Raw genomic sequence first — 14,365 nt, forward strand, 5'->3', positions numbered from 1 at the left:
TCTTTCTTGATGTTCTGTTTTGGATACCAGAATTGATTTTTTTGCCTTTAAGAATCATTTTTTGGTTACTTAGAGGTTTAGGAAGGTTCATTTTGGACTTATTTTGATTTCTTTAGATGTGGGTTTGTTTTTCGCTTGTTATTCCATACATATCCAGCATTAAAACTATCTTCTTCATCTGTAATATCAAAACTTTGCTCCAATACTACTTCTGTCAAATTAAAATTCAACTCGAAAATAGTCAATAAAAAAGATCAGGCCCACAAACGCAAAATGAGTGGCTAACTAATGATTGTTGATTACAAAAAGAAGCATCCACCCTTTATCCTTGGGGAGGGAGGGTAGATACTTCTTTTAGCACGTTAGAAAAGTATAAATTGTCAGCGCAGATGATTTTTTGATTTCCTAAAAAGGATTATAAAACCGATTTCCATCATGAAGGGTAACGTAAAATGATACCAAGAGAATGAGAACAAATAGGATTATAGTTATCACATCGATTTTTTGAAATGGACGGGCCCGGTACCAGGACCGCTTTTTATTTTTTCCAAAGCCTCGAAGTTCCATCGCATTACTTATCACTTCGATCTTATCGAGACTTGATAAGATGAGAGGGACGATAATTGAAGCGGCATTCTTAATCCGCTTGGTCAGCTTTTCTTTGCGTGACATATCAATTCCGCGAGCTTGCTGGGAAAGCGAGATATTACGGAAATCCCGTTGAATATCGGGAATATATCGTAACGCAAGGGCGACAGCATAAGAAATGCGGTAACTGACACCAATGCGGTTTAATGAAGCCGCAAATTCACTTGGATTGGTTGTCACAATAAATAGGATAGCTGCAGGAATAACTGTAAAATATTTTAGCGTGACATTCATTTGATAAAAAAGTTGCTCTATTGTAATCGTATAACGCCCTCCGATTTCAAACAGAACATGGCTTGTCCCATAGATTTTTACCCCTTCTTGCGGCGAAAAAACATAAATTGCCACGTTATTGATCATGAGAAAGAACAAAATAAACAGGAGGACAAAGGCTACTTCCTTTAGTTTTACTTTGGAAATGATAAAAACAAAGATACTAAATAGGAAGAGGCAGACCAAAATTCGTGTATCATAGGTGAGCATCGCGATCGATGACCATATCATAAAGCAAATCAGCTTGGTTACACCTGTAAGCCGATGAATTGGCGATTGCCGATCAATGTAGGAAAGCATTTCTACTGCCATTTCTGTCTCACCTCCCGATCATAAGCGATAAACCGATCGACAAACTCTTTCGGTTCGCTTATTCCCGCCCGAAGCGCCAATTCAAATAAGGAAGTTTCCTTTAAGTTTGCCTCATTGATGATGCTAGAATCGGCCAGTACATTGACGGCTGTATCATCGGCTAGTTTTGTCCCGCCAGCAATCACGATTGCCCGCGGTGTGTACTCAAGCATGAGATGCATATCATGAGTAATCATAATAATCGTTACACCTTGGCGATTGAGTTCCACCAAAAACTCCATAATTTCAGTATAATGGCGAAAATCTTGTCCTGCAGTAGGCTCGTCAAGAATAATTACCTCTGGTTCTAAAACTAAAATCGAGGCGATAGTTACCCGCTTTTTCTGGCCAAAGCTCAACGCCGATATCGGCCAGTTACGGAATGGGTACAGTCCGCATATTTTCAACGTTTTGAAAACCCTATCTTTTATTTCCGCTTCCGGTACACCACGGAGAATGAGACCAAGCGCAACTTCATCATAGATCATCTGTTTTGAAATCATTTGATTCGGGTTTTGCATCACTATTCCGATTCTTGAAGCACGATCTTTTATCGTATCTTCAGTAATATCTAGCCCCCGATAATAAATGCGCCCTGAGCTCGGTTTTTCAAAGCCGCAAATTAATTTAGAAAGCGTCGACTTTCCTGCTCCATTTTTTCCTACAATACTGACCATTTCTCCTTTTTCAATCGAAAAAGAAACACCGCAAATGGTTCTTTTCCCCGATGTGTAGCCAAAATCGATGTTATTTAACTCCAAAATCGTTTCTGTTTTCACTTTAGGCTGAGGACCATTCACTTTAATAAACCAGTCTGCCAACTTATCTTTACAGTCATCTACTTGAAAGGAATCGATACGAGCGGGATACATGTCTGATGTAATAGCACAGCCGGCATATTTTGCGGCTTTCACATACAAGGGCTCACGGATGGAACACTCCTCCAAAATGGGTGAGGCTAATAATTCATCTGGAGTCATATCACTGATTATCCTCCCGTCATCAACGACAATGATGCGGTCAACAGGACAATGCAAGACATCTTCTAAGCGATGCTCGATAATCACAACGGTTTTTTTCGTTTCTTGTTGAATCCGTTCAATAAGTTCAATCGCATATTTTCCTGTTGCGGGATCAAGATTGGCCAATGGTTCATCGAATAAAAGAATCTCCACATCATCCACCATTACCCCTGCCAGTGAGACTCTTTGTTTTTGCCCTCCGGAAAGATGATGCAGCGAGGAGTCCAAAAAATTCTCCATTTCGACCATTTTTGACACTTCTGCAACCTTATTAAACATTTGTGTCTGTGGTGTATAATCATTTTCTAATGCAAAAGCGATATCCTCAGCAACGGTAAGACCAATAAATTGACCATCAGGATCCTGGAGAACCGTCCCGACTTTTTTGGATAAGGAAAAAATGTCTAATTCCCTGACATCCTCGCCACTGATTTTCAACCTTCCTGAGACTTCCCCTTTATAAGAAAAGGGAACTAGGCCATTGATACAATGGCCTAGTGTGCTTTTTCCAGATCCTGAAGGACCGACAATGAGAACCTTTTCCCCTTCATAGATCGTTAAGTTGATGTCATTTAATGTTGGTTTCGCCTGACTGCGATATTGAAAGCTATAGTTTTCAAATTGAATTACCGGTTTTTTCATACATCTTCTCCTAATAAAACAGTGCATTTGTGTCTAATTAATCTTCCTTAATCAAGCTGCCACTTTGACTGCGACTTTTTGCATAGATACCAAGCAGCAGCGTTCCAAGAACAGCAACTGTCACCATGTTTAATCCTCCAGCAACCATCCCTTGTAAATATACTTTATTTGCAGGTTCAGCATAGATGAAAACATCCAACGATGGAGCAATTAGGAACCAGCCAATCGCTTGGACAATGATTTGAACAACATTGAACAGAATCATTTTTTTGACATTAAAATTCCCTGCTTCTATATTGATTTTCTTTGATACAAGACCAATTAAGAAACCAACGATTCCCGACACGAGAACCCAACTCCACCAAGGAGTTCCATAAAAGATCGCATCCTTTAAGGCGTGACCGATTAAACCAATCAAGCCGCCGGCAATCGGTCCGAAGACTACAGCCATTAACGCTAAAAATCCATATGATGTATCAAAATTCGTATTAGGCACCCCTGTTGGAATGACAGCGAATCTGCCTAAAATCACAAAAACAGCTGCCCCAATCCCAATCGCCACGATTGTTTTTATTGATAAAAGATTATTTTTCATTTTCTCCCCCCAATTATAATTTTTAAGTATTAATTATATACAATTTTGGGTATTTTGCGTATAGAAATTTTCCACGTTGCTCCGGTTTCAATATGGTATGCCTTGGCAAAGGACCCTTGATTAATCGCGACGCCTATTTTGTCGAGTGAGTTAACATAAAGCAATGGCTCGCCTAAATGAATGTCAGCAAATGTCCTCCCATACGTCATAATATTTTTATAGACTTGGCGAGTATCATTTTCAATGGTCACTTCAAAAGAATCACCATATTCAGCAGATAATTTTTTGAAAAGTATCCGATCAATATTTGTCCATAAATTACCGAAGCGAATATCAAGAATGTCGATATGCCCTGTAAGAACATGATTAGTAATGCTCGGATCCCCTTTGGGCAGTTCGACGACGGAATCAACAGGCACTGTTGGCCCCACTTGCTCAAACGTAATCAATTTGGAAGCAAGTCGAGCACCTGTAAATGCATAGACATCACGCCCATGGAAAGTGTAAGATTCACCAGAATGCGGCAGACGATTGACAGTTTCATCAATCATTCTCACCTCGACAATTCCAATACTATTTTTAATATGGGTGAGCGTTCCATTATCAGGAGTAATAATATATTGATTCAAAGCCGTTTTTGCAACAATGCTTCTGCGCTCCGAGCCAACACCTGGGTCAACAACAGAAACAAACACCGTTCCTTCCGGCCAATAAGCAACTGTCTGGTATAATCTGTACGAACCTTCCCAAATGTTATATTGAGGAATGTCATGTGTTAAATCAAAGATTCGGATCTCCGGATTTACTGTAACAGCTACACCATACATAGCGCTAACTGCACCGTCACTTGTACCAAAATCAGTTTGTAAAACGAGATGATTGTTCATTATATTTTCCTCCTTCTTTTTATATACTTTTTTGTGGAAAAAAGAGCGGAACTACGCCAACTTTATTTGAAGTTCTTTTATCAGATTGTAAACAGCTAGTCGGTCAGTTCCACTTGTTTGGATTAACTTTGCCTTTATTGTGCTGATAGACGGTAATTTGAAAAACAATAAAAAAACCACGCCCCTATCTAATGAAAATAGATAAGGACGTGGTTTATATCCACGTGGTACCACCTTAATTTACTGTTTGCTCACACAAAACAGCCTCTGCAAGTACAAGAGAATAAATGCAACTCTTTATACTGTGGTATGGATAACGAGTACCAAATCTCGTCGGAACCTACTTCAATCAATAACCATACTCAGTTAGATTGTTTCAGCACGAAGCTCAAAGGCCATTGTTCGGATTCATATTTTTGCTTCTTTTCAGCTACCGAAGCTCTCTGTGTAAAAATACTTGAATCTTACTTTCCCTTTTCAACGCTTTAAAAAGTGTATTTAGTTTTAAGTTAATCGAATTATATTCTGTAAATTACGAATAGTCAAGCGTTTGAATTAGGGCAGGAAAAATTTTTTTGCTACGGTTCTATCCATTGATCTGAATACACGGTCTGTCAGCGTTAACAGCTTACATTGACTGTGGTTTATGTTCAGTTTTTGGCAGTATGACTGTCTATTAGGAGTCTACATGTATTCAGACTGCTTATAAGATATAAAAGTTTAAGGCTGTTTTCACATACTTTGTTGCTTTTCAATCATTTTTACACTAATAACCCGGGTTGATTTCCGTTGTAGAGGCGGTCTCAGAAGCCTCCTCAGTGCTATGCACTTGCGGGGTCTCCCTCAACACGCTTTTCCCGCAGGAGTCTCGCACCTGTAACGAAGATCAACATCTGTTCGAATTGGTTTCTTGCTAAAAACAACAATCTTTACGAAAAGAGCCAAGTTTAATTACTCCAATATGCCTAATTCCACAAACACATTTCATTGCTGTAAACAAAATTTTCATAGCGTTTTAACATGTGAAACCTGTATTCAATCTATATGATAACTAGACCTACTTCTCACCTAAACTTGAATGGTTAATAGCTCTTGTTTTTCCAGCAATTCTTCATTTATGTTTTCGACGCATTTTTCAAACTGTGGTTGCTCTTCTGCTAATAGTTTTCGTATATGTTTTCCGATGATTTCTTCAGTATGTTTTAAATCGATGCACTGACCATTTTCAAAAACAGTTTCCCGCTTTCCATTCATGATTGTCTTTTTTGCTTTTGCTAACCATGGATACATCGTTCTGACAACAGAGTTATTCGAGAGAAAGTAGCTTGCCGTATTGCCGCCGAGTAAATTAATTTGTTCCGAAATTTCTGGACTGTTGAGCCAAGTAAGAAATTCAATGGATGCTGCCACTTTATTCGTTGATTTCGTTATTCCTAAAATCCCTCCACCAAGCAAAGGTGCGTTCCCTGGTACATCAGCAATTCCAATCGAATCTTTAATATTACTTTGGGAGACAACCGATAAATGGTTCATAAATCCAATCACCATTGCCGATTTCCCATCAATAAAGGCTTGTACTTCCTCCCCCCACCAATTCGAGTCAATGACGAGAGAATTCTGATAATTATCGTAAAGTAACTTCATGGCACCGATCGCTATTTCTCGGTCCAATTCAATATCTGAAGTAGTGAGAATATCACCGTTTAAGGAATAATACCTAAGCAAATATTCGGCTGCAATGGTCTCAATATTGCCTGAAATCATCGAAGCACCCGCTAATTCCTTTACTTGGTCAAAGTCACTTTCATTGAAAAATGTAATTAACTCGTTATATTTTTCAAATGTCGTAGGTGTTCTAAGTTCTGATTTCGTTTTTTCAAAGTATTTTCGCTTGACGATGTCATTATCAAAAATATCTTTCCGATAAAATAACATTTGAATACTAATATCAAATGGAACCGCATATGCAGTATCGTTTATATTGACGTAAGCGTCTTTTAGAAAGTATGGTAACGCATTAATAAATTCATCTAATTCTACTTCTAAACCCTGTAATGGACGGTAAATTTTCTGCCCATACCAAGAGTAACCAGCAATATCGAGCCTAATAATGTCATACGTCTTCCACATTTCGTCGTCCTCAAGGATTTGAAAAACCTCATTATAGGCTTTGATATCAAGTTGTACGATGCAGTTAGTACTCTTTTCGAAATGCGTTATGACTTTTTTTAGTGCATGCGTTGCTGGTGAATCAATGGTAAGAATCTTAATCTCTGTTTGAAAATGATTATATCGGTTTGGCTTCATCAGAAATCCATAATTAGGATAAATATGAGAATGACTTTTATCTTTTAAATGAATCGTTTGAATGATATTTTTGACGACTCGTTCACCCAAATAGCCAAAATCCTGATAATAGTACAGCATTTCATTGCTATACGTGTTTTTTAATGGGCCAAGTGTTATTATTTTTGGCAAGTTTTGTTTTGAACCATAATGAAACGCTTTAACCAATAATTGGGCTTTCGAGACATTTGTTGCGATAATACAGTCGAAGGAAGATTCTAAGACTAGTTTAAACGCATTTTCATATTCATGAGATAATGTGGACTGATAGACAGTAACATCCCGATTCTCTAAACTTTTCAAGATTGAAATTGTAAAATCATGCTCATTTGCAAAATTCTCTTCCCCAGTAAACAAGGCTATTTTACCGGTAGTATGTTGGTCGATAAATGTTGCAATCTCAATCCCAGCCTGATTAAAATCAAAGGTAATAAATTCCTGCGCATTTACAATCTTTCGATTAATAAATATGATGTCACTTTTATTAATCGGAATTTGCTCATAATACTCGTTAGCATCTTCTAATGCAGAAACCGTGATAATACCTGATGGACGCTCTTTAATAATTTCCTTAATAATTTGTCTTTCCTTTATTGGATTATCATAGGTACAGTACAACCTCAACTGAAAGTCTCTGAAGTTTGCTTCTTTCAAAGCATTTTCGTAAAAAATAGAGTATTCCTCTAATCCAAGACTTGGTAAAATCATAATGATCGTTTGACTTTTACCAGAACGAAGCAACTTTGCATTATTATTAAGATTGTATCCTAATTTTTCAGCTGCTTTTAAGACAAGTTCCATTTTTTTTGAACTGACATTCCCTTTGCCATTTAAAACATTGGATACCGTTCCATGCGATACCCCTGCTTCTTTTGCTATATCTAATATGGTCGCCATCATTTCCACCACCTTTTAAATTCTAGCATTCATTTTAATCTAGCTACCTTTTTAATTTTGGCTATGTTAATCAATACTATTGATTATACAATTTGGTTCATTTCGTGTGAGACCGCTGTCTCACACGCCTTTCAGCATAGCTGAAAGGTTGCTCTGTCTTCATGAAACGCTTGGAGAAAGCTTGCTTTCTCCAAGCGTTTCATGAAGACAGAGCAAAAATGAGCCAAAAATCAACAGCGTCCTATAATACAGCCTAATTTTTAAAAAGACTGTCTCCACATCGTTTGCTGCTATTAAAATTTTTTTACAATAGCTAAAAGCTCCTCGTAAGCTGACTGATTGGCAATGATCCAATCGCCACCTTCTAAATAATTCACATTACTTCCATCAAACCTGGAGACGCGCAATCCAAATTCCTTTGCGAAAATCAACTGAGCTGCTTTATCCCAAGGACCTGCCTTCGATGTTGCAAACGCCGCAAATTTCCCAGTTATTACATGAATGCTGTCAATGCCACCACAGCCAAAATAGCGGATATCAAAAGCTTCATTGGAAAGCTCCTCTAAACATGATTTACCGCACCAGTTTTGTACATCAATAGCGACAAGCCCTTCTTGTAACGAAATTGCTGGTGGGGCAGACAGTTTTCTATCATTTAGAAAAACTCCTTCATTTGCTATTGCATAATATATATCACGATTCATTACATCATACATATAGCCTAATTTTCCAATATCATTTTCGTAATAAGAAATCAAGATGCAAAAATGATCCTGTTGTTTTACGAAATTGGCCGTCCCATCAATTGGATCAATGATCCATATATGTTCCCGATTTTTTGCTGTGAATTGTTCTGCAGATTCCTCACCTAAAATTTGATGAGTCGGATAGTATTCTGTGATTTTCCGAATCAAGAAATCTTGAACGTTTTTATCAATATTTGTGACTAAATCTTTACGATTCGCTTTTGTCTCGATCATTAACTTTCCAGCAAACGAATCACGGATCATATGTGCCGCTTCCTCAAGCCACATTAATACATGAACATGGATATCTTCGATCGTTTTATTCATACGCAACCTCTTTTTAGTATTATTTATCCCGCATTAACGGGCAGTAAGACCCCCACCTCAAGGCTTGGGTGAGTGAATCGAAAACATAGGTGGGGGACAACTGCCCGTAAAGGCCCGATTGGTGAGATACAGTGAAACTTACCTTTGTGGTCTTCAAAGGTTTAGTTGAGGCCCACAGGATGTGGGTCACACAGACGTTGCCGCAGGATGCGGCGTACTTAGTCTGTGATTCATTTAATCGGGTTCGTAGTGTCGCTTTACCGAAACGGAGTGGAGGTATTAGCGACACTAGAACGGGACTAGCAATCAGTGGGGGATGAAGAAAACCCCCACTGATTGAAGTTTCACTTTATCCATTCTTCTTCCTAATCTCTTGTCTATATTGATCTAATAGACTTGGCCAATCGGTTTGAATAATATCGCACCCTTTTTCAACAAGTTTCCCCCAACCGTAAGCAGGTCCTTTAATTATGGATTGATCATCATCATATTTGGCATACAATACGTCCTTATGATTTAGTACAATGGCATTTAGCCAAATAAATAATCCCCTTTCTTTAATACTACGAATGATATCATCTTGAAAGAATGCACTTTCCTCATCTTCTGCAATTAATTCCATACCTGTCAAATTCATATTCTGATAGTTTAGCACTTCATCTATTTCATCTAATTTTTTCACAATTGGCATATAGGAATACTTTACAGAGTGCTGTTCCAAAATAGCTAAATAACTTTGCTCGACTGGGGATTTTAAAATAATTTGATCTGCCATGTCAAACTGATCTAGGAAAGGTAGCAATGTGTCCCAATCAGACCAAGAACGGTCTAAATTAAGAAGCATGCCGCTGTCTTTTAAGCTTGTTAAAACATGTTCTAATTTTTCCACTTGATAATTGACAACTTGGCCGATATTATTTCGATAGTTTAAAGACTCGATAAATGCAGAATCCATTTCTCTAATGTTTTGTTCCTGTCCTAGAAGTCTACGTTCATTCCCATCATGGAACACATAAAATTTCCCATCAATTGAGCGAACTACATCTATTTCTAAAATATCTGCGCCAGATTGCATCGCTGCATAAAAAGCAGGGAGCGTATTTTCAATAATATTTCCCATACTGCTTCCACGATGGACAGCAATTAAAAAAGGCTCCGAAGCTACTTTCTCATTTAATAGATTTATCGTATCATTGTTGTTTTTGTTCTCAATCATGTTATACCTCCATTTTTTGCTTTGGCTGTTTTCGCATAGTTTGTTGTTTTTTCTAAATAATGAACCGTTCCTTTCAAAATTGTTAAAAGCAACAATCTTTTAGAAAGCAGCCTTTGCTTTAATTACAATTTATCGAACTATATCTTAATTATTTACCTGCCTTTGTGCCTCGGCCATAAACAAGGTACAGAACAATACTCGAAATGACCATTAATAATACCGTATAGACAAAGGTTAATGCTCTTGTATCTTGTAACGATTCTGGTGATGTACTGTTTTGGATGGTAATTCCTAATGGCTGATAAAATGGATGACTTAAAAACATCGATAAATTATATTCATCTAACGTCGAATTGAATGTTAAGGCTACTAATGCCAAGGCCGAAGGCAAAATAATGGGCAATAACACCTTAAAGAACGTTCTCAGATTGCTAGCTCCTAAATTCTTTGCCGCTTCTTCCAATGAAGTGTCAATGGAATAAAAGGATGCTTTTAACATTCTTAATACAAAAGGAAGCTGAACAATAATATAACCGATTAATAATATGCCTAGCGTTCCAGTTAATACTTTGTGAAACATCATCGTATTTGGAACGCTATACGTAATAATCAGGCCCATCGCAAGTAAAACAGAAGGTAACATCCAAGGTATATGAAGAATATATTCCAGCATGGCCGTCCATTTATTGTTATATTTCTGAATCAACCGTGCAATATAGAGAATCAGCCCTACAACAATGACAGCAGTGAGTGCTGAATAAATGATACTCACAAGAAATGGTTGATAAGCACTTGCATCTGTAAATACAGTCATGTAATTTTCTAAAGTAAAACTATCCCATGTTAATTTACCTGTGGTAATCGCCTTGGAATCCGTAAACGAAAATAAAAAGATGAGAACAACCGGTAGTGTATAGAGTACAAATAATACATATGCCATCATGTGAACAATGATATTAGCGAATCTATTATTGATTTGTTGTTTCACCAAATTTGTTTTTACTTTTGATACGGACATGTAGTTCCCCTTAGATTCTACTTTTGTCATAATTGCAAGTAGAATCATCGAAGCTAACCCTAGGAAAATAGCTAATAGAGCAGCTAAATCTCTGGAACTGACGATACCGGAAAATGTTAAGATCATCGGTGTGATCGTTTTGAATTCTCCGCCTACTATCTGTGGTGCGGCAAACGCCCCTAATCCGCCGATGAACTGCAAAATAGTTAAAGCAAAAATGGTTGGTTTTAGAACAGGAAGAATCACTTTTCTAATAATTTGAAAATTAGTTGCCCCCATATTTCTTGCCGCTTCAATCGTTTGATAGTCTACCTTTAGCAAGGCATTTAATAGGAAGATGACATAATTAGATGTACTAGAGAACGTCATGACAAACAAGACGGCCCAAAATCCCTCGAACCAATTCGGGTTCATATTCGGAAAAATGGATAGCAATAGATTGGTGATGATACCTACATCACCATAAATAAATTGATAGCCTGCTACTAATACAATTCCTCCATATATTAACGTTGAATAATAGCCAAATCGTAGAAACTTCATTCCCTTGATTTCAAAGTAACCCATGATAAATACGAGAAACAGACCAACCAGATTCACTGTTATAACTAAGGCAACGGCTAAAATAAAGCTGTTCCATAAACTTCTCATTGCCCGCTCGGAACTCATTAATTTTTCAAATGGCTCTAATGTAAAACCACCATCCTGAAAAAACGTCGTGATTAATAGATTGATATTTGGGTAAATTAGAAAGGCGATACAAGCCCAAGATAATACAATTCCAATTGCAAAGATATATAGTTTGTTTTTTAATTTATACTTATTTTGTATTTGCATCATGTCACCTTCTAATAAGTTAAAATATCAGCTATTTGAAATGCGATCTTTTTCCTACTTCCAACTTCATAATCGTTTGAATGATCTTCCATCTCCATATTTGCGATTCGTTGATTGCCTATCTCATAAGTGACTTTAGAAGAAATTCCGTGATACTCTTTTTCAACAATTTCCCCTTCGACTACCACATCATATTGTGTAGCATCAAGAACTTTAGTTGTCACTTTCCCTGGTCTAATATAAGCTGTTGTCGTCGGATCAATTGCAACATTGCATTCATTTTTTATTCGTTGTAAAAATGATGGCTGTAAGAAGTTGTTGTCGCCAATAAAATTACAAACAAATTCTGTTTTCGATTGATCAAATATTTCCTTCGGTGTTCCAACCTGTTCAATATTGCCTTTATTAAATACTGCGATTCTGTCAGACATTGTTAATGCTTCTTCCTGATCATGTGTAACATAAATAGATGTAATACCGAATTGCGACTGTAATTTTTTTAATTCTACTCTAAGTTGCTTTCTTAGCTTGGCATCCAAATTGGATAACGGTTCGTCAAGCACAAGAATTTTTGGTTTTAATACGAGTGCCCTTGCAATGGCAACTCGCTGTTGCTGGCCACCTGATAAGTCCGATACTTTTTTAAATAGCTGTTCTTCATTTAAATCTACTTTGCTAGCAATCTCTCTAACTTGTTTATCCACTTCATCTTTTTTGTATTTTTTTACTTGAAGCCCAAATGCGATATTTTCATATACATTCATAGTTGGAAAAAGTGCATAGCTCTGAAAAACCATCCCTATTTCACGGCGTTCTACAGGGATATCGTTTATTCTTTCTCCATTCACTAGGATGTCGCCATTTGTTGGTTTAATAAATCCAACTAAACTTCTAAGCGTCGTTGTTTTCCCACATCCTGATGGCCCCAAAAGCGTAAAAAACTCGCCTTCCTTAATTTCAAGATTTAAATTATGAATAGCTGTGAAATCATCAAATTTGATTTGAATATTTTTGAATTCAATCATCTTATTCCCTCCGCTAGTATTAGAAAAGTGAAACCCTGGTTTTCGAACCAAAAACCAAGGCCAAGTCATCTTATTTTTATTGAATTTCTAACGTAATTTTCTCAATCCAAGCGTCAATATTTTCAGTGATGAATTCCCAATCCATATCTTGTTTCTTCACGGATTCGTGTAACGTTTTCACTTCTGGATTAGCTGATTTAGCTGCCTCTAAATTCGTTGGCATTGAGTTAAACGCTTTTGCCCATTCAGCTTGAACTTTTGCACTTCCAAACCAGTTAATAAATTCTTCTGCACCTTCTTTTTTCTTCGTTCCTTTCACAACCGCAATTTGTTCTGTAACATATGGCACACCAATTTCAGGTGATACGATACCGGCTTTCACTCCATATTCTTGTTCTCTTTGTTGAATTCCGCTCGAGAACATTTGACCGAATGGAGTTGTCCCATTTGCTAAGTTTGCATAGAAAGGTGTAGCTTCTGTTGCAGGAGTTCCATTGTCAAAGAACTTCTTAATTTCTTTCCATCCTTTATCTGAAATACCAAGTTTGCCATTTGGATCTTGGTAACGTACTAGAATACTAGCAATAACAGTTCTAGTTGTATCCCCACCTAAATTAGTTGGTACTTCATATAAACCGTGAAATGCTTTGTTTTCCCATAATTCTGGCCAGTCAGATGCAGTCGTTTCTTGCGTATATAAGTCAGAATTATAAATCAATAGAATAGCTTGTTTCACTAATGAATGGTAGTAACCTTCAGAATCGCTTGTTCCCTCTTCTACTTCGTTTGCCCAAACAGGTGTGAACGGTTCAAGAACATCTTCATTTTTTAAGGCGATATAGTTCATTTCATTTAATCCGTAAACAACGTCTGCAATTGGATTTGCTTTTTCGGCAATTAATTTATTTCGAATATCTCCCCCACCAGCTTCAACGATTTTAATATCAAATCCTTGTTCAGCAGCTTTTTCCTTCAACCAATCGCCACGACCATCCGATGCAGAATTTGTATAAACGACTAGAGATTTATCTTTGCCAGCTCCCTGTGAAGATTCTTGCTTTCCTCCACAAGCTGTTAAAACCAAACTAAAAACAAGGACAACAATTAATAACCACGATTTCTTCATGAAAACTGATCTCTCCTTTAGTTTTTTTGAACGTGTCAATTTTTTCTTACATGGTTATTATATAAGCTGATTTTCTTTAAAACAATACCGTTTACAGAGTTTTATAAAAATTAATAAATGTTTTACAAATTGAAAAAAATGTCGAAATTGAGGGGGAAAAATAGGGGTACCAATATCATTGGAACGTGTCAAATCAAAGGTTTGCTGGTTTGTAAATATTGTTACAGTCGCTATTTCCTGCCTCTATCAACCAACGTAACACTCCAAAATTCCACTGCAAAAAAAGCTGTTATATCAACGGTTGAAGCCCCTTTTCGCTTTAAAACCACCCTGGCTTTAACTCATCGCTAAAAAATTTTTTTATAAACTAATGTTGGAATAACAACTAGATCGGAAAGGGAACTTTGGA

At 37.1% G+C, this 14,365-nt stretch carries 11 protein-coding genes and 1 other annotated feature; of the genes, 1 reads left to right on the forward strand and 10 read right to left on the reverse strand.

Annotated features, from left to right (window positions below):
- Positions 1 to 405 precede the first annotated feature (405 nt).
- From HNP81_RS08425 to HNP81_RS08450, 6 genes are all read right to left on the reverse strand, one after another.
- On the reverse strand, positions 406 to 1,233 hold the full coding sequence (locus tag HNP81_RS08425) for an energy-coupling factor transporter transmembrane component T family protein (protein WP_182502295.1): 828 nt from the start codon (positions 1,231 to 1,233) through the stop codon (positions 406 to 408).
- Entirely contained in the window at positions 1,224 to 2,936 is a 1,713-nt protein-coding gene (locus HNP81_RS08430) for an ABC transporter ATP-binding protein (protein WP_182502296.1), read from the reverse strand. The genes HNP81_RS08425 and HNP81_RS08430 overlap by 10 nt, the downstream gene beginning before the upstream one ends.
- A gap of 37 nt (positions 2,937 to 2,973) precedes the next feature.
- A complete protein-coding gene (locus HNP81_RS08435; RefSeq protein WP_028389962.1) occupies positions 2,974 to 3,531 on the reverse strand; it encodes an ECF-type riboflavin transporter substrate-binding protein in 558 nt (185 codons plus the stop codon).
- Between the two features lie 29 nt (positions 3,532 to 3,560).
- The gene (locus HNP81_RS08440) at positions 3,561 to 4,418 is read right to left on the reverse strand and encodes an SAM hydrolase/SAM-dependent halogenase family protein (RefSeq protein ID WP_028389961.1); all 858 of its coding nucleotides are present in this window, start codon (positions 4,416 to 4,418) and stop codon (positions 3,561 to 3,563) included.
- A 200-nt stretch (positions 4,419 to 4,618) separates the two neighbouring features.
- Positions 4,619 to 4,908, reverse strand: a binding site (T-box leader).
- Between the two features lie 578 nt (positions 4,909 to 5,486).
- Complete coding sequence (locus HNP81_RS08445) at positions 5,487 to 7,664, reverse strand: extracellular solute-binding protein (RefSeq protein ID WP_182502297.1); 2,178 nt, start codon at positions 7,662 to 7,664, stop codon at positions 5,487 to 5,489.
- A 290-nt stretch (positions 7,665 to 7,954) separates the two neighbouring features.
- Positions 7,955 to 8,734 carry an inositol monophosphatase family protein gene (locus HNP81_RS08450; protein ID WP_182502298.1) on the reverse strand — a complete coding sequence of 260 codons (780 nt, stop codon included), beginning with the start codon at positions 8,732 to 8,734 and terminating at the stop codon, positions 7,955 to 7,957.
- A 179-nt stretch (positions 8,735 to 8,913) separates the two neighbouring features.
- Between HNP81_RS08450 and HNP81_RS08455 the strand changes: the two genes are divergently transcribed.
- The gene (locus tag HNP81_RS08455) at positions 8,914 to 9,054 is read left to right on the forward strand and encodes a hypothetical protein (protein ID WP_182502299.1); all 141 of its coding nucleotides are present in this window, start codon (positions 8,914 to 8,916) and stop codon (positions 9,052 to 9,054) included.
- 29 nt (positions 9,055 to 9,083) lie between these two features.
- On the opposite strand, the gene HNP81_RS08460 is transcribed toward HNP81_RS08455, so the two are convergent.
- The 4 genes from HNP81_RS08460 to HNP81_RS08475 all read right to left on the reverse strand — a co-directional run bounded on the left by HNP81_RS08460 (position 9,084) and on the right by HNP81_RS08475 (position 13,956).
- A complete protein-coding gene (locus HNP81_RS08460) occupies positions 9,084 to 9,950 on the reverse strand; it encodes a glycerophosphodiester phosphodiesterase family protein (protein ID WP_182502300.1) in 867 nt (288 codons plus the stop codon).
- 148 nt (positions 9,951 to 10,098) lie between these two features.
- Positions 10,099 to 11,805 carry an ABC transporter permease gene (locus tag HNP81_RS08465; RefSeq protein WP_182502463.1) on the reverse strand — a complete coding sequence of 569 codons (1,707 nt, stop codon included), beginning with the start codon at positions 11,803 to 11,805 and terminating at the stop codon, positions 10,099 to 10,101.
- An 11-nt stretch (positions 11,806 to 11,816) separates the two neighbouring features.
- On the reverse strand, positions 11,817 to 12,830 hold the full coding sequence (locus HNP81_RS08470; protein ID WP_182502301.1) for an ABC transporter ATP-binding protein: 1,014 nt from the start codon (positions 12,828 to 12,830) through the stop codon (positions 11,817 to 11,819).
- A gap of 76 nt (positions 12,831 to 12,906) precedes the next feature.
- Entirely contained in the window at positions 12,907 to 13,956 is a 1,050-nt protein-coding gene (locus HNP81_RS08475) for an extracellular solute-binding protein (RefSeq protein ID WP_182502302.1), read from the reverse strand.
- Between the last annotated feature and the right edge of the window lie 409 nt (positions 13,957 to 14,365).

This window comes from Peribacillus huizhouensis (assembly GCF_014138605.1).
Taxonomy (GTDB): domain Bacteria; phylum Bacillota; class Bacilli; order Bacillales; family DSM-1321; genus Peribacillus; species Peribacillus huizhouensis.

What these genes read in the sequence shown, in the direction of transcription:
- HNP81_RS08425 (WP_182502295.1), bottom strand. Translation starts at nt 1,233, where the DNA reads ATGGCAGTAGAAATGCTTTCCTACATTGATCGGCAATCGCCAATTCAT.
- HNP81_RS08430 (WP_182502296.1), bottom strand. Translation starts at nt 2,936, where the DNA reads ATGAAAAAACCGGTAATTCAATTTGAAAACTATAGCTTTCAATATCGC.
- HNP81_RS08435 (WP_028389962.1), bottom strand. Translation starts at nt 3,531, where the DNA reads ATGAAAAATAATCTTTTATCAATAAAAACAATCGTGGCGATTGGGATT.
- HNP81_RS08440 (WP_028389961.1), bottom strand. Translation starts at nt 4,418, where the DNA reads ATGAACAATCATCTCGTTTTACAAACTGATTTTGGTACAAGTGACGGT.
- HNP81_RS08445 (WP_182502297.1), bottom strand. Translation starts at nt 7,664, where the DNA reads ATGATGGCGACCATATTAGATATAGCAAAAGAAGCAGGGGTATCGCAT.
- HNP81_RS08450 (WP_182502298.1), bottom strand. Translation starts at nt 8,734, where the DNA reads ATGAATAAAACGATCGAAGATATCCATGTTCATGTATTAATGTGGCTT.
- HNP81_RS08455 (WP_182502299.1), top strand. Translation starts at nt 8,914, where the DNA reads ATGTGGGTCACACAGACGTTGCCGCAGGATGCGGCGTACTTAGTCTGT.
- HNP81_RS08460 (WP_182502300.1), bottom strand. Translation starts at nt 9,950, where the DNA reads ATGATTGAGAACAAAAACAACAATGATACGATAAATCTATTAAATGAG.
- HNP81_RS08465 (WP_182502463.1), bottom strand. Translation starts at nt 11,805, where the DNA reads ATGCAAATACAAAATAAGTATAAATTAAAAAACAAACTATATATCTTT.
- HNP81_RS08470 (WP_182502301.1), bottom strand. Translation starts at nt 12,830, where the DNA reads ATGATTGAATTCAAAAATATTCAAATCAAATTTGATGATTTCACAGCT.
- HNP81_RS08475 (WP_182502302.1), bottom strand. Translation starts at nt 13,956, where the DNA reads ATGAAGAAATCGTGGTTATTAATTGTTGTCCTTGTTTTTAGTTTGGTT.